The organism is Nonomuraea zeae, assembly GCF_005889725.1.
GTDB classification, from domain to species: domain Bacteria; phylum Actinomycetota; class Actinomycetes; order Streptosporangiales; family Streptosporangiaceae; genus Nonomuraea; species Nonomuraea zeae.
The window spans coordinates 30,395-45,681 of the sequence record NZ_VCKX01000073.1; the positions used below are offsets into that span (position 1 = coordinate 30,395).

The window sequence follows — 15,287 nt, forward strand, 5'->3', positions numbered from 1 at the left end:
CCTGCTGGAGTCAATCGTTTGACTAATGGGTGTCAGCCCTTGATCAGGGCCCGTACATCCCCCGTGATGCGCTCGGCGTCAGGCACCAGGGCCTGCGCCAGGACCTGCGCGGCCGGCATCCGCACGTCGGGCGTGCCGATCCGGATCGGCGGCGCGAGCAGCGGCACCCCCGCCCCCGCGACGCGGGCGACGACCTCCGCGCCGAAGCCGCCGGTGACGTTCGCCTCGTGGACGACCGCCAGCCTGCCGGTGCGGCGGGCGCTGTCCACGACCGCCTCGGTGTCGAACGGGTTGAGCCACGGCGTCTCCAGCACCTCGGCCTCGATCCCGTCCAGCGCCAGGGCCCCGGCCGCCGCCAGCACCCGCTCCGTCATCGCGCCCCAGGTGACGATCGTGACGTCGGAGCCGGCGCGGCGGGTGCGCGCCGCGCCCATCGGCTTGGCCGGGCCGCCGGTGGTGACCGGCTCCTTCCGGCCGAAGTACAGCGTCCGGTTCTCGATCACCAGCACCGGATCGTCGCAGTGCACCGCGGTGACCAGCAGGTCGTAGGCGTCCTGCGGGGTGCTCGGCATGCACACGCGCAGGCCCGGCACGTGCAGGAACAGCGCCTCCAGGCACTGCGAGTGCTGCGCGCAGGCCCCCGGCGCGTTGCCCTGCTGGGTGCGGATCGTCAGCGGCGCCCGCAGCCGGCCGCCCGACACGTAACGCACGTTGGCCGCCTGGTTGACGATCTGGTCGAGCGCCACGAGGGAGAAGTCGGCCCACATGATCTCGACGATCGGGCGGCGGCCCATCATGGCCGCGCCCACCGCGCTGCCCAGGATCGCCGACTCGCTGATCGGGGTGTCGAACGCGCGCTCGCCGTACTGCTTGCGCAGCCCTCTGGTCACGCCGAAGACGCCGCCGGGCACGCCGACGTCCTCGCCGTACACCAGGGTCTCCGGCAGCTCTTCCATGAGCCGGTGCAGCGCGGCGTTCACGGCCTCGCCGTAGGACAGGTCAGGCATACAGGTGCTCCCTCGCGGTGGCGGGGTCGGCGAACGGCGCGGCCAGCGCGGCCGCGGCGGCCGCGTCCATCTCGGCCCGCGCCCGCTGCTCGACCGCGTCGATCTCGGCGGCGGGCACGCCGTCGGCCAGCAGGCCCGCGCGCAGCCGGGCGATCGGCTCGCGGCGCTTGATCCGCTCCAGCTCGCCGGGCCGCCGGTAGGTCTCGGCGTCGCCGATGTAGTGGCCGACCAGCCGCTCGGTCATGCACTCCAGCAGGGTCGGCCCGCCGCCCTCGCGGGCGACCTCCAGGGCGTCGCGCACGTGGAAGCGCACCGCCTCGGCGTCGTTGCCGTCGATCCGGTGCCCCGGCATGCCGTACGCCGCGGCGCGGCCGGCCAGGCGCGGGCTGCGCACCATGTCGGCGATCGGGGTCAGCTCGGAATAGCGGTTGTTCTCGCAGACGAACACCACGGGCAGGGCGAAGGCGGCGGCGAAGTTCATCGCCTCGTGCACCGCGCCCTGGTTCATCGCGCCGTCGCCGAAGACGGTCACCGCGGCCCGGTTCGAGCCGTCGAAGCGGCCCGCCAGCGCCGCGCCGCAGGCGATCGGCGCGCCCGCGCCCACGATCGAGTTCTCGCCGTGGAAGCCGTACTCGGCGGCGGTGAAGTACGCCGAGCCGCCCCGGCCGCCGTTGACGCCGGTCGCCCGGCCCATCAGCTCGGCGAACAGCGGCTCCGCCGGCACGCCCCTGGCCAGCGCCCAGCCGTGGCCGCGGTAGGTCGCGAACAGCGCGTCCTGCGGCTCCAGCTCGTCACACGCCCCGACCGGGATGGCCTCCTGGCCGATGCACAGGTGCACGGAGCCGACGACGGGCCCCTCGGCCCGCAGGTCGCGCACCTTCTCCTCGAACGCGCGGATCCGCCACATGGCCAGCAGATCCGCGAGCCTTCTCTCGCTCATCGCTCATTCCTCCATGCGTCCAGGGCTGCGGCGCAGATCGCCTCCGCATCGCCGATGTAGGACTCGGGCGGGATGGGCAGCGCGCCCAGACTGGCGAGGTCGTCGGGCCCGGCGACCTCGCGCAGCGCGTCGGCCAGCTCCCGCCCGTGCTCGCGCGCCTCGTGCGCCGCCTTGTAGACCAGGTCGTGCGCCCGTTCCCGGCCGAGCGCGGGGGCCAGGCGCATCATGTACGCCTCGGCCATGATCAGGCCGCCTTCCGCGCCCAGGTTGGCCCGCATGGCCTCGGGGTAGACCCGCAGCCCGGCGGTCACCTCGGCGGCCGTGGCCAGCGCGCCGGCGGCCAGCTCGGCCAGCAGCGGCACGACGTACCACTCGACCTGCCACTCGCCCGCCGCCCGCTCGTGCCCGGCCTCCATCGCGCGGAACAGGCCGGAGCTGAGCGCCCCCGCCGTGCCCGACATGCCGATGACGGCCTCGCAGCCGATCGGGTTGGCCTTCTGCGGCATCGTCGAGGACGCGCCGCGGTGGTGGCCGCCCGCCTCTCGCACCTCGCCGACCTCGGTCCTCGACAGGTCCACGACCTCGCGGGCGAAGCGCGCGGCCGTCGCCGCCAGGGACGCGCAGGTCACGCCGAACTCGGCGACGCCGTCCCTGGCCACGTGCCACGGGACCTCGGTCGTGCGCAGCCCGAGCCGGCCGGCCAGCCCTTCGCGCACTTCCGACGAGCGCTCGCCCATCGCCGCGGACGTGCCGCCGGCGCCGAACAGCGACACGACCCGCACCTGCCGCGCCGCCGCGCTCACTCGCTCGCGCTGCCGGGCCGTCTCCGCCAGCAGCACCGCCATCTTCGCCCCGAAGGTCGTGGGTACGGCCTGCTGGGCGTGCGTGCGGGCGGCGACGACGGTGCCGGCGTGCGCGGCCACGAGCCGGGCGAGCGCGTCGCCGAACGAGCCGAGCAGCTCGGCCAGGCGGTCGAGGGCCTCGCCCATCTGCAGGGCCAGGCCGGTGTCCATGATGTCCTGCGTGGTCGCGCCGTAGTGGACGCGGCCGTTGGGCCCGTCGGGCAGCGCCGCGGCGATCATCCGCACCAGCGGGAGGATGGGGTAGCCGACGTTGACGGCCTCCGACCAGAGGCGCTCCACGTCGATGTTGCCCGGCACGCACGCCCCGGCGATGGCCCGCGCGTCGGTCTCGGAGATCACGCCCGCCTCGGCCTGCGCCCGGGCGAGCGCGGCCTCGGTGCGCAGCCAGGCCGCCACGGTCCGGTCGGCCGAGAAGATCTCCGTCATGCCGTCGTCGCCGAAGAGCTCGGGCAGCAGCTTGAACGTCTGGCGCACGATCAGCTCATCTCCAGTCCGCCGTCGACGTTCAGCGCCTGGCCGGTGATGAACGAGGCCAGGTCGCTGGCCAGGAACAGCACCGCGGAGGCGACCTCCGCCGGCCGCCCCGGACGCCGCAGCGGCGAGCGCTCGCTGACCTCCTTGAGGTAGCCGTGGCCCGCGTCCGGTCCGAAGCGCCGGTCGCGGTCGCTGATGATGTCGTCCCACATGTTCGTCAGGAACACGCCGGGGCAGACCGCGTTCACCCGCACCGGGGCCAGCGCCTCGGCCGCCGACTTCGTCAGCGACAGCAGCGCGGTCTTGGTGGCCGAGTAGTGGGCGGCGTTCGGCCGGCCCGAGCGGGCGGCGACCGAGGCCAGGGTGACGATCGAGCCGCCGCCCTGCTCGGCCATCCGCCGCCCGACGGCCTGGGTCAGCCAGAACGTGGCGTTCAGGTTGACGTCCACGATCCGCAGCCACTCGGCGGGCTCGATGTCGAGCAGCGGGGTGGTGCGCATGATCCCGGCGCAGTTCACCAGCACGTCGATCCGGTCAGGGCCCGCCGCCAGGGCCGCGGCCTGGGCCGGGTCGGTGAGGTCGGCCGCCCGCGCGGGCACGCCCAGCTCGGCCGCCGCCTCGGTGAGCCGCGGCCCCTCCAGGTCGGAGAGCACGACGTCCGCTCCGGCGTCGGCGAGCGCGCGGGCGCAGGCGAACCCGAGACCTCCCGCGCCACCCGTGACGAGTGCCGTGCGGCCCGTCAGGTCGATCGTGACAGCCATCCCCGATGGTCTCCCTCTGTCCATTCAAACGATTGACCTGAACATAGCAGCGGCCTCACAAACGGAACAAGAGGGAGGTCAATCGTTTTTATTGGGAAATTTCCCCCGGCTTAACGCCCGCGGGCCTCGCCCGCGGGCTCCGCGCCCGGGGTCAGACCTCGGTGTCGTGCCAGCCGAGCTCGGCGTGGAAGGCGGCGCGGGCCCGCTCGAACGCCGCCCGCTCCAGTACCGCCCCCCGGTGCGGGCCCTCCGTGATCGGCTCGTCGTGCATCCGGTCCGGCAGCTCGTCGGGTCCGCCGCCGCCCTCGCGGACCGCGTACGTCCGCAGCCCGTCCAGCCGCCGCTGCCCGGCCGCCAGCAGGTCCTCCAGGGTGAAGGAGGTCCCGAGCACGGCGGTCACCAGCGCGGTCAGGCGGTCGATGGTCAGCGGCCTGGTCGGGGTCGAGGCGAACACGCACAGGTTGAGCGCGTCGAGCCCGCTCCACAGCCGCAGCAGCCGGGCGCTGCGCCGCCCCCGCTCGGCGTCCAGCAGGGCGACCGGCGCGGGCTCGGCCCCCACCCGCCGGGCCTCGGGGAAGCTGTAGGCCAGCCCGGCGTCGGGGTCGAAGTCGAGGTCGTGCTCCAGGGCGTCGTAGCGGGGGCCGCCGGGCGCGATGGCGTACCCGAGCCCGATCCCCGGCTGGATCCGCGGGTCGAAGCAGGGCAGCTCCGCCCCCTTGACGGTCATCGCGTACGCGGCCGTCCGCGGCCCCAGCTTTGCCGCCGCCCGCGCCGCCCCTTCGGCGAGCAGGTCGCCCAGGGCGCCGCCGCGCGCCGCGACGTCCCTGATCAGCCCCGGCAGCGCCGCCGCCGCGCCGAACGCGGGCCCGCCCGCCAGCAGGCCGCGCTGCGCGCACTCCATCGCGAAGGCGAGCGTCCCGCCGAGTGAGACGGGGTCGAGGCCGAGGTCGTTGCAGAGCGCGTTCGCGGTGAGGACGGTGTCGAGGTCGTCGATCCCGAGGTTCCAGCCGAGCGACAGGAACGCCTCCTGGCCCAGCCCGCCGGAGCGCCGCTCGGGGATGTCCGGCGCGTACACCTTGAGGCAGTCGTTCGGGCAGCCGGGACACGCGCCCGTGGTGGCCACCGCCCGGCCGTCGTAGCCGGTCGCGCCGGGAACCCGCATCCCGGTCGCGCCGGGGACGGAGAAGTTCCGCACGGAGGCGTACCCGGGGTCGAGCGGGTCGCCCACCCACCCGGCGAACCCGGGCTCCCCGGCCTGCAGCGCGGCGAGCGGGTTGGTGCTCAGCGCGGCCCGGTAGGCGGCGGCCACCCCGGCGACCACGCCGGGGTCGGCGACCTCGGCCGGGGCGTCGCCCGCGCACACGATCGCCTTGAGGTTCTTGGCGCCGAAGACCGCGCCGAGCCCGTACCGGCCGGCGGCGTAGGCGCCATCGGTCACCACGCTCGCGTACCGCACGAGGTTCTCCCCGGCGGGACCGATCGCCGCGACGTGCGCCGCCGCGCCGTGCCTGGCCCGCAGCGCGTCGGTCGTCGCGCCGGTGCCCAGCCCGCGCAGCTCGCGCGCGTCGTGCAGGGAGACCTCCCCGCCCTCGATCAGCAGGTACGACAGCCGCCCGGCCCGCCCCGTCACCGCCAGCGCCTTGGCGCCCGCCCCGCGCATCCCCGCAGCGAACGGGCCCAGGGCGTGCGCCTCGCCGGCCACCCCCGTCAACGGCGACTTGGCCAGGAACACCGCCTTGGCCAGCCCGGGCGCCGCCGTCCCGCCCAGCATCCCGGCCGCCACGTACAGCAGGGCCCGCGGATCGTACGGGTCCAGCCCGGCCGGCGTCCGCTCGGCCAGCAGCCGCAGCCCCAGTATCGAGCCGCCATAGTGGCCGGGCTCGGCCGAGCGATATTCGCGTTCGACGTCTCCGCTGGTCAAGTTCACGATGAACGGCACGGCAAAGCCTCCTGCGCATGAAGAAAAAGGGGTCGGCGCACGACGTCGGGCGGCCACGCGGGAGACGGGTGTCCCGCGGCGCGTGCCCTCCGCCGGTCCTGGAGCGGCACGACATCACATGACGCGGGGCGGGCGCAAGCCTGCTACGGCCTGCTCATGGCCGGTCCGGGTGGGCCAGGAGCCGGCGCGACAGGCCGCGGGCCGCCGAGACGACGGGCGGGACGAGCGCTCCCGGCCGGGGATCGCCGAGCCGCACCACGACCGACAGGGCCGCGACGACCTCGTCGGCCGCGTCCCGCACGGGCGCCGCCACCGACACCGCGTCCAGCGTCACCTGCCGGTCGCTGATGACGTAGCCGTCGCGCCGCACCTCGGCCAGCGCCCACCGCAGCCGGCCGGAGTCGGCGATGGTCCGGTCGGTGAACGTCGCCAGCGGCCCCGCCAGGTACCGCTCCTGCTCGGCCGGCGGCGCGTAGGCCAGCAGCACGAGGCCGACGCCCGTGGCGTGCGCGGGGACGCGGCCGCCGACGCGGCCGTGCACCCCGACGGCGTCCCTGCTGGAGATGCGCTCCAGGTACAGGACGTCGGGCCCGTCCAGGACGGCGAGCTGGACGTGCTGGTGGGTGGCCTCGTACAGGTCCTCCAGGAACGGCATGGCCGCCTCGCGCAGCCCCAGCCCGCGCGGGGCCAGCGCGGCCACCTCCCTGGACGCCGCCCTGGACGCCGCTGTGGACCGTCGCGCCGTTGGTCGTGGTCATGACCGCCGCCTCCTCCGGTCGACCCCTCACCTCCGTCTCATGTTCTTGGTGCGAAAGTCTTCCGTCCAGCGGTGAACGCGGTATCGCAGGCTCGCTCGGGCTCGTATGTTTCGGGCGCAACCACCCCTTCCGTCCCGTTCTCCGAAGGAGTCGTGCACATGGCGCCCACCCCCTCGCCGTCCCGTCGCCGGAGATCGCCGGCCGTCCTCGCCGCAGCGGTGCTCCTCGCCGCCTCGCCGCTCGTCCCGCTCCCCGCCGCCGCCTCGCCGGTCGCCGACCGGCCGGTGGTGCGTACCGACACGGGTCTCGTACGCGGTGCGCGCGCCGGCGGCGTGGACAGCTTCCTCGCCCTCCCGTACGCCGCCCCGCCCGTCGGCGACCTGCGCTGGCGGGCCCCGCGACCGGCCCGATCCTGGAGCGGCGTGCGCGACGCGGCCCGGTGGGGCAACCGGTGCCCGGCCGCCGCCGGCTCCAACGGCCCGCGTTCGGAGACCGAGGACTGCCTCTACCTGAACGTGTTCCGCCCGTCGGGCACGCAGGCCGGCCGGCGGTTGCCCGTCCTGTTCTGGATCCACGGCGGCGGCCTGGTCAACGGCTCGGCGAACCAGCACGACGGCACGCTGATCGCCCAGCTCGAGGACGTCGTCGTGGTCAGCGTCAACTACCGCCTCGGCGTGCTCGGCTTCCTCGCCCATCCGGCGCTGACCGCGGAGGCGGGGCAGTCGGGCAACTACGGCCTGCTCGACCAGCAGGCGGCGCTGCGCTGGGTGCGGCGCAACATCGGCGCGTTCGGCGGCGATCCCCGGCAGGTGACCATCGACGGGGAGTCGGCGGGCGGGTTCTCCGTCTGCGCCCACCTGACCGCGCCCGCCTCGGCCGGGCTCTTCGGCCGGGGCATCATCCAGAGCGGCTCCTGCGTCAGCCGCCCGGTGGCCGAGGGAGAGCAGTCCGGCACGTCCATCGCGGCCACGCTCGGCTGCCCCGACGACGGGGCGGCCGTCGCGTGCCTGCGGGCATTGAGCGCGGCGCGGCTGGTGGACGGGCCGCAGTTCACCTCGTTCGTGCACGGCGGCCCGGTGCTGCCGGAGAGCCCCGACACCGCCGTACGGGCCGGCCGCTTCCAGCGGGTGCCCCTGATCGTGGGCTCCAACCGTGACGAGGGCCGTACCTTCCTGCAGGGCAACCGGGGCTGGAGCCGGCAGCGGTACGAGGAGTGGGTGCGCGCGCTCTTCGGCGGCCGGGCCGACGCCGTCCTGGCCCGGTATCCGTGGCCGGCGCAGTCCGACCAGTTCACCTCGGCGTACCTCACGGGGGCGATCTTCACGGACTCGGGCTTTCTGGCGGGCATCGGCGGCTGCTCCACGCTGCGCTTCATCGAGGCCCTGTCCGCCCACACCCGCGTGTACGGCTACCGCTTCGACCACCGCACGGGGCCCGGCCTGACTCCGGAGCCGATCGGCTACGAGTGGGGCGCCGGGCACGCGGCGGAGCTGGCCTACCTGTGGCCGAGCTTCGACAACGGGACGCCGATCGCGCCCACGTTCGACGCCGCCGAGCGCCGGCTGGCGCGGGACATGGTGCACTACTGGGGCGCGTTCACGCGTACGGGACGGCCGCAGGCGCGGGGCTCGGCGGGCTGGCCGGACGTCAACAGGACCTCCCTGATCATGTCGCTGCGCGCGGGAGGCCGCTCGACGCCGGTCCCGTCGGCGACCATGGCGGCCGAGCACAACTGCGACCTGTGGGAGGCGAGCTGAGTGCCATGAGGCTGGCGCTCGGCGGGACGGAGGTGAGGCTACGGCGAGGAGCCGCTGGACGGCGCTGAAGGCCCGGAAGCCGACGCTTTAGTGCCGCAGACGTTTCGCCTATTTCGTGACGATAAAACCGACTTTTAATTCCTGTCACCATAAGTCGGTCGATGTCCGAAGTAAGGTGTTTGCATGTCAAGTGGAGCCAACGGCCACAGCTCGGGGGCAGGGGCGCTGTTGGCGATTCTCAGGGACGGCCACGCCCGTACCCGAGCCGAGCTCGCCCAGCTCACGGGCCTGTCCAGGTCCACGGTCTCGCAGCGGCTCGACGGGCTGATCGACCACCGCTGGGTGGCGGCCGGGGACGGCGCGATCTCCTCGGGCGGCCGGCCCGCGGCGGTGTTCGCGTTCAGCGGGGGCGGGCGGGTCGTGCTGGCCGCCGACCTGGGCGCCACCCACGCCCGCCTGGCCGTCGTCGACCTGTGCCTGACCGTGCTCGCGGAACAGGCCGTCGAGCTGCCCATCGGCGAAGGGCCGGAGCGGACGCTGGAGTTCGTGGCCGCCGCGTTCGAGGAGCTGCTGGCCGGGCTCGGGCGCGATCCGGCCGCGGTCTGCGGGGTGGGCGTCGGCCTGCCCGGCCCGGTCGAGCACGCCTCGGGCCGTCCGGTGAGCCCGCCGATCATGCCGGGCTGGGACGGTTTCCCCGTCCCCGAGTGGCTGGGGGCCCGCCTCGGGGCTCCGGTGCTGGTGGACAACGACGTGAACATCATGGCGCTCGGCGAGCACTGGGCCGCCGGGCCGGCCGTCGACCATCTGATCTTCATCAAGATCGGCACCGGGATCGGCTGCGGCATCATCTCGGGCCGCAGGCTGCACCGGGGCGCGCAGGGAGCGGCCGGCGACGTCGGCCACATCCGGGTGCCGGCCTCGGACGCGCCGTGCAGATGCGGCAACGCCGGCTGCCTGGAGGCGGTCGCGGGCGGGGCGTCGATGGCGGCGGCGCTGCGCGCGGCGGGGGTCGAGGCGCGGGGCAGCCGGGACGTGGTGGCGCTGATGCGCGCGGGCGACCTCAGGGCCACGCGCCTGGTCCGGCAGGCCGGGCGGGAGGTGGGGGTGGTGATGGCCGCCATCGTGAACTTCTTCAACCCCTCGGTCATCGTGCTCGGCGGAGACATCGCGGAGGCGGGGGAGCAGGTGCTGGCGGGGGTACGGGAAACGATCTACAGCCGGTCGCTGCCGCTGGCCACCCAGAGCCTGGGCATCCGGGCGAGCACGCTGGGGGACCGCGCGGGCGTCATCGGCGCCGCCGTCATGGTGGTCGAGCACGTCCTCGCCCCCGAGACCATCGACCGCGCCGTCACCTGAGGTTGGCCCCCTGCGAATCGCGCGCGCCGCTGTGTCCCGTATCCGGATGGTGCCGGCCGTCCGTTCGCTGCTGAACATCAGGCCGGTGACCCGGCCGGTTTACCCGACGAGTTGACGGCGGGGCTAGGAGGAAATTCCGCAACCGCACCTTTCTACGGCCGCAGTTGCCGAGGCGCGTGCATCCGGACCGGAGTCCATCGGCCAAAGCGCCTTTGAGCAGGGGAGAAGCGATTAATCGCGCTATTCTGCTTATTCTGCCTACTCTGCAGCGCCATTTCGCATTCCCCGCGAAATGCCCGCGCGGTGTCATCTGCCAGCGACGAGCACCCGACACCCGTAGTGCTGCCCTTGCGACGGGCGCGGTCGAGGCCGGTGACGGCTGATTTGCCACCCGCTCCCGCGGCCACAGCCACAGCTTGGCCCGGTCGTCAGATCGGGCCGAGGCTCCAGCTCCGTAGCAACCCGTCGTCGCCCGCCCCCACGATGACGGGCTGACCGGCGTGCTCGGCCAGGGCCAGCGTGCGGATCGCGCCTCCCGGGCCGGGGCCCAGCACGCCCAGGATCTCGCCGTCGTCCAGGTTCCAGACGCGGACGATGACGTCCCCGCCCGCCGGGGCGTGGGCGACGGCCGCGATGGGCGTGTCGCCGAGCCGGCCCGCGACGAGGGCGGTGGCGCCCCGGTCGTCCGGGCTCTGGTCGCTGAACGTCCACTTCTTCCTGCGCTTGCCGGTCGCCAGGTCGTACACGCGGAGGGTGGCGTCCAGGTGGGTGGAGACGAGCACGGGCTTGCCTTTGATCTCGCCGCACGCCAGCAGCTCGATGCCGCCGATCTCGCCGGTGCGGAACGAGTGCGTCATCCGGCCCGTGGACAGGCGGCGCACCCGGACGCGTTCGCCGCCGTCTCCCGTGACCAGCACGTCATGGTCGCCGAGCCGGCCGAACGCCAGCCCCCTGATCCCCTGGAAGTGGTCGGTGATCGCGGGGCCGAGCTGCTTGCCGGTGGCGATGTCCCAGAGGCGTACGACGCTGTGCAGGTCGGTCATGCCGTCGTACTTCTGCGAGACCGCGACTGCCCGGCCTCCGCCTGCCTGCCCCGCGTCCGCCGGGCCGGTGATCGTCACGGCGAGGATCGGGTCGGTGGCTCGGTGCGTGGCCAGGCTCTCGCCGGTCAGGCTCCACAGCCGCATCGTGCCGTCCGCATGCCCGGAGGCCGCCACCGGCCTGCCGCCCGCGAGGCCGTCAACGGTGCCGGCGGCGACCGAGGTCGCGGAGCCGCCGCCGTCGCCGAGCCGGGCGACGGCCGCCGCACCCAGCTCCCACCCCAGCACCACACCCTTGTCAGTGCCACAGACGACGGCGGAACGGCCGGCGGCGGCGGTTCCGGAGGTCGCAGTGCCGTCTGGCACGCCGGCCCCAGTGACGATGGCGGCGGCCAGCGCCGCCGGCGCACCGCTCGCTCCGGGCAGCGACACCGGCTCCACGACCTGCGTGCCGAACGGCTCGGCCGACGCGCTCACATCCGGCGACGCAGCGGGTGACGCGTTGCCGGTGGGATCGGCGGTCGCCGACCCGCTGACGGTCGCCCGGCCGGTCGGTCCTCCGGTGGGCCGGTCCGTCACGCCTCCATCCGGCCACAACGCGTCGCCGCCCTGCCGGAGGGCGGCGTACGCGGCGACTCCGGCAACGGACGCGGCGGCGAGGCCACCGATCAGGGCACGGCGGCTCACCGGCCTGGCCCGTCCCGGCGCGGTGGTCGACTCGGCACCCGCCCCCGGCGCCCCAGGTTGAGGCAGGACCGTTCCCGCGGGCACCGCTCCGGCCCGCGCTGAGCTGGGGATCGCCGGACCTATGGGCCCCGCTCCGGGACGGGACTCATGAGGGGAGTCGGGGACGCCTGGACCTCTGGACGGGACGCCGGTGCGAGGCGCTCCCCAGGGAGGGGAACTGGGGACGGCCGGGCCGGCAGATCGGGAGGCGGGAAGGCCGGACCCCATCGGGTCGGCGACGGCCGGCCCCTGAGGGGTGGAGTGCGTAGGTCGGGCCGGGTCGGGGGTCGCCGGTCCCACGGGGCCGAGGTGGGTCGGTCGGGCTGGGGCAGGGATTGCCGGTCCCACGGGGCCGGAGCGGTTCGGGCTCGCCTGGCCGGGAGTGGCAGGGCTCACGGCGGAGCGGGAGGCCGGGCCGGCCTGCCGGATCAGCTGCTGGAGCAGGCCGGCCGGCGTCGGGCGGGACAGCGGGTCCTTGGCCAGGCACGACTCGATCACGCCCAGCAGATGCGCCGGCACCCCCTCCAGCCGGGCTGTTCCGCTGAGCACCCCGTTCACGATGGCCGCGACCGTGTCCCCGGCGAAGGGCGGGCGGCCGGTGGCGGCGAAGACCAGCGTCCCCGCCCAGCCGAACACGTCCGACTCGGGCCCGACCCGCTCACCCCTGAACTGCTCGGGCGACATGTACGCAGGCGTCCCCACCGGCCCCGACGTCCGCGTGGTGGCGTCGAGCGCCTTGGCGATCCCGAAGTCGATGACGATCGGCCCGTCCGGCCCCATCAGCACGTTGGCCGGCTTGAAGTCCCGGTGCACGATCCCGGCCTGGTGGATCGCCGCCAGCGCGGTCAGCGTCGAGATCGCCAGCCGGTCCAGAGCCCCGCCCGTACGCGGTCCCGCCGACCGGACGAGCGACTGCAGGGTTTCGCCGGGAATGTACTCGCTGACGATGTACGGCCGGTCGTCGAGCATCCCGACGTCCAGCACGGCGGCCGTGCAGAACGCCGCCACCCGGCGCGCCGCCTCCGCCTCCCGCAGGAACCCCTTGGCGATGCCGTCGTCGTGGCTCAGATGGTCGTGCAGCAGCTTGACGGCGACCTCGCGCCCGTCGTCGCCGGTCGCGCGGTAGACCACGCCCTGCCCGCCCGAGCCCAGCACCCCGGCGAGCCGGTAGCCGCCGATCCGCTCGGGATCGTTCGGATGGAGCGGGCGCATGTCCGGGATCCCGCTCCTCTCATCGCGTAGTCCGGCGCTCCACACGATAGGGCTGAATGTCCGGGTTTACGACATTTTCTCGAAGAAGAATCCCTGCTTCAGGGACGACGTCCCGTATTCGCACCCCGGGTCCGGCGGGATCGGCCGGGACGCCTGGAACAGCCGCCGGGCCGTCCCGCAGCGCGTCCATCCCGGTCTCGTACGGCGGCCCGTCCCCGCCACCGGCGCCGCACGCCCGGAGCCGTCCTTGATCGTCCTTTACCGAAAGGCGCAGCGCCACCGGCCGCCGGGTGACTGTCCAGCCGCGCTCCGTTACTAAATGTTATCTCTCAATTACAGTAAGCAAGGAGAGTGTCCGGGATCTGGTCGATCGACAGCGGGAGTCGCCCATGCCTTCATCACCCCCTCCGCCGGCCCAACCACACAGCGCCACGGCCCCGGACCAGCAGGCCCCGGCGGAGCGGACCAGGTCTCGCCGCCGATGGGGTGGCCGGATCGTCAAAGGGCTGGCCGTGGCGGCGTCGGTGGCGACGATCACGGCCTTCCTCACGTCCTTCTTCGGCAACGTCCAGCCGGGCCCCGAGCCGACGACACGGTTCCTGACCCTGCTCCCGGGCCAGGAAACCCAGATGTGCACCCGGCTGCGCGGGGAGCTGTCGCGTCCGTGGGAGGGGGTGCGGCCGATCGTCTTCCACTACAACGTCCAGACCAAGACGTTCTGGTTCGACGAGGAGGTGGAGCTCGATGAGCAAGGGCTTCGCCTGTGGTCGGCCACTGCCTCTCTCGGCCTGGCCGACTCCAAGATGAAGGGCGCGCAGTACACCATCTATGTCGTCGACGTCCCCGCCGATCAGCGCGGCGCCCTGCGCCAGTCGATCGGGTTGCAGGAGCTGCCGCGGGGCTCACGCGTGCTGGGCCAGGTGAGCGTCGTTCGTTCGGCGGTTCACACCCCTTGCGAGAAGGTGCCTCGGCTCACCCCTCAAGGATGATCGCCCGCAGCCCTGGTGAAAGGAGGCTGCCCAGCTTCGGGCCGGCCGCCGGTGGACGCGCCGGGCGACGCACGAGCCGGTTTGCGTACGAGCCGGTCCGCGCCGACGGGCACGGCAGCCGCTTCACGGGCGACGGCCGTTTCGACGGGGGTGCCGAAGAGGACGACACTCACGATGAGCCGGTCAGCCAGGACCCGGATCCGCTCGCGGCACAGGTAGCCCATCACCCGGGCCCGCGACCGCCAGGGACCGGTCCGGCTGCTCCACGTACGCGTCTGTGGGTCCGGTCGGCGTACGCCATGGCCATCCGGTCGCCATTCGGCATTCGCGTCCGACCCCGCCGGATCCGGCGGCCCACGCCCGGCAGACGGCTTCGCGTCCGGTGGGTTGCTCCATGCGGGGCGGGTGGTTTCGCGTCCGGCGGGCCGTTCCACGTCGGGCAGGGCGGCTTCGCGTCCGGTGGTCGCTTCACGCGGGGCGGGCGGTTTTGCGTCGGGTGGGTCACTCCACGCCGAGCAGGTGGCTTCGCACCCGGCGGGTCACTCCACATCCGGCTGACCGCTCCACGTCCGCGTGCGAGTCCTGTATGGCCGCGTACACCATGCCCTTCCGACTGCTTCGCCCCGCACGTAATCCGGATCTGCCCGGAGCGAAAGGTGGCCGCCTGGGGTCGGGCGGGACGTAGGTTCCTGGGCATGGAGTTGATCGAGCTGCTGCCCACGTTGCATCTGCTGCGTTTCGACGTCGGTAACGCCTACCTCTGGCACGAGGGCGATGCCCTGACGCTGATCGACGCCGGCGTGCCGGGCTCGGGCGCCGAGATCAAGGCCGCCGTCGAAGGGCTCGGCTTCACGCTCGGTCACCTGCGCGCGGTCGTCGTCACCCATGGCCACGACGATCACTGGGGCGCGCTGTCCGAGCTCGGCGACGACGCGCCGTTCCTGGTGCACGCCGCCGACGCCCCGGTACTGCGCGGCGACTACCGGCAGCGGGTGCCTGACCGCGCGGACCTGCCGGACTGGGAGCGCGAGCTGTTCGACGGCCTGCCGCCGATCCCCGCGCCGTCCCCGGCCCGGGTGGATCGCGAGCTGGCGGACGGCGACGTGCTCGACTTCGGCGGCGGCGCGCACGTGATCGGCATCCCGGGCCACACTCCCGGCAGCATCGCCATCCACGTGCCGGCTCACCGGCTGCTGTTCGCGGGCGACACGATCGCCAACGTGGGCGACCATCCGATGCTGGGCGTCTTCAACATCGACAGGCAGGGGGCAGCCGACTCCTTCCGCCGCCTGTCGGAGCTTGACCTGTCCCTGGTCTGCGTCGGCCACGGCGACCCCGTCACCGGCGACGCCTCGGCCCGTCTGCGCCAGGTGAAGATCTGACGGCCTCGCGCGGGATCGAGGGTGGACGGGCGTTCCCGGTAGGTTTGCCCTCCATGGAGGAACGCCACCAGGACCCCCGCCCC

General features: G+C 74.0%; 11 protein-coding genes. 4 read left to right on the forward strand and 7 right to left on the reverse strand.

Annotated elements, in window-relative coordinates:
• Positions 1–32 precede the first annotated feature (32 nt).
• The 6 genes from ETD85_RS23635 to ETD85_RS23660 form a co-directional block, all read right to left on the reverse strand.
• A complete protein-coding gene (locus ETD85_RS23635) occupies positions 33–1,007 on the reverse strand; it encodes an alpha-ketoacid dehydrogenase subunit beta (protein ID WP_138691953.1) in 975 nt (324 codons plus the stop codon).
• Positions 1,000–1,947, reverse strand: a complete 948-nt coding sequence (locus ETD85_RS23640; protein ID WP_138691954.1) for a thiamine pyrophosphate-dependent dehydrogenase E1 component subunit alpha — start codon at positions 1,945–1,947, stop codon at positions 1,000–1,002. Before ETD85_RS23640 ends, ETD85_RS23635 begins: the two co-directional genes overlap by 8 nt.
• Positions 1,944–3,284: a class-II fumarase/aspartase family protein gene (locus ETD85_RS23645; protein ID WP_206058491.1), complete on the reverse strand. Its 1,341-nt coding sequence runs from the start codon at positions 3,282–3,284 to the stop codon at positions 1,944–1,946. Before ETD85_RS23645 ends, ETD85_RS23640 begins: the two co-directional genes overlap by 4 nt.
• Before the next feature lie 2 nt (positions 3,285–3,286).
• Positions 3,287–4,045 carry an SDR family NAD(P)-dependent oxidoreductase gene (locus tag ETD85_RS23650; RefSeq protein ID WP_170246804.1) on the reverse strand — a complete coding sequence of 253 codons (759 nt, stop codon included), beginning with the start codon at positions 4,043–4,045 and terminating at the stop codon, positions 3,287–3,289.
• A gap of 151 nt (positions 4,046–4,196) precedes the next feature.
• Entirely contained in the window at positions 4,197–5,984 is a 1,788-nt protein-coding gene (locus ETD85_RS23655) for an aldehyde ferredoxin oxidoreductase C-terminal domain-containing protein (RefSeq protein ID WP_170246805.1), read from the reverse strand.
• Positions 5,985–6,138: 154 nt separating this feature from the next.
• Positions 6,139–6,684: an IclR family transcriptional regulator gene (locus tag ETD85_RS23660; RefSeq protein ID WP_206058492.1), complete on the reverse strand. Its 546-nt coding sequence runs from the start codon at positions 6,682–6,684 to the stop codon at positions 6,139–6,141.
• Positions 6,685–6,900: 216 nt separating this feature from the next.
• Between ETD85_RS23660 and ETD85_RS23665 the strand changes: the two genes are divergently transcribed.
• Positions 6,901–8,499, forward strand: a complete 1,599-nt coding sequence (locus tag ETD85_RS23665; protein ID WP_138691957.1) for a carboxylesterase/lipase family protein — start codon at positions 6,901–6,903, stop codon at positions 8,497–8,499.
• Between the two features lie 183 nt (positions 8,500–8,682).
• Positions 8,683–9,855 (forward strand): ROK family protein, encoded by a 1,173-nt coding sequence (locus ETD85_RS23670; protein WP_138691958.1) that lies wholly within the window; start codon positions 8,683–8,685, stop codon positions 9,853–9,855.
• Positions 9,856–10,283: 428 nt separating this feature from the next.
• Here the strand turns inward: ETD85_RS23670 and ETD85_RS23675 are convergent, their stop codons facing one another.
• Positions 10,284–12,833 carry a WD40 repeat domain-containing serine/threonine protein kinase gene (locus ETD85_RS23675; protein ID WP_138691959.1) on the reverse strand — a complete coding sequence of 850 codons (2,550 nt, stop codon included), beginning with the start codon at positions 12,831–12,833 and terminating at the stop codon, positions 10,284–10,286.
• Positions 12,834–13,222: 389 nt separating this feature from the next.
• Between ETD85_RS23675 and ETD85_RS23685 the strand changes: the two genes are divergently transcribed.
• The gene (locus ETD85_RS23685; protein ID WP_138691960.1) at positions 13,223–13,822 is read left to right on the forward strand and encodes a hypothetical protein; all 600 of its coding nucleotides are present in this window, start codon (positions 13,223–13,225) and stop codon (positions 13,820–13,822) included.
• 695 nt (positions 13,823–14,517) lie between these two features.
• Complete coding sequence (locus ETD85_RS23690) at positions 14,518–15,204, forward strand: MBL fold metallo-hydrolase (RefSeq protein ID WP_138691961.1); 687 nt, start codon at positions 14,518–14,520, stop codon at positions 15,202–15,204.
• Positions 15,205–15,287 lie beyond the last annotated feature (83 nt).

What these genes read in the sequence shown, in the direction of transcription:
- ETD85_RS23635 (WP_138691953.1), bottom strand. Translation starts at nt 1,007, where the DNA reads ATGCCTGACCTGTCCTACGGCGAGGCCGTGAACGCCGCGCTGCACCGG.
- ETD85_RS23640 (WP_138691954.1), bottom strand. Translation starts at nt 1,947, where the DNA reads ATGAGCGAGAGAAGGCTCGCGGATCTGCTGGCCATGTGGCGGATCCGC.
- ETD85_RS23650 (WP_170246804.1), bottom strand. Translation starts at nt 4,045, where the DNA reads ATGGCTGTCACGATCGACCTGACGGGCCGCACGGCACTCGTCACGGGT.
- ETD85_RS23665 (WP_138691957.1), top strand. Translation starts at nt 6,901, where the DNA reads ATGGCGCCCACCCCCTCGCCGTCCCGTCGCCGGAGATCGCCGGCCGTC.
- ETD85_RS23670 (WP_138691958.1), top strand. Translation starts at nt 8,683, where the DNA reads ATGTCAAGTGGAGCCAACGGCCACAGCTCGGGGGCAGGGGCGCTGTTG.
- ETD85_RS23675 (WP_138691959.1), bottom strand. Translation starts at nt 12,833, where the DNA reads ATGCGCCCGCTCCATCCGAACGATCCCGAGCGGATCGGCGGCTACCGG.
- ETD85_RS23685 (WP_138691960.1), top strand. Translation starts at nt 13,223, where the DNA reads ATGCCTTCATCACCCCCTCCGCCGGCCCAACCACACAGCGCCACGGCC.
- ETD85_RS23690 (WP_138691961.1), top strand. Translation starts at nt 14,518, where the DNA reads ATGGAGTTGATCGAGCTGCTGCCCACGTTGCATCTGCTGCGTTTCGAC.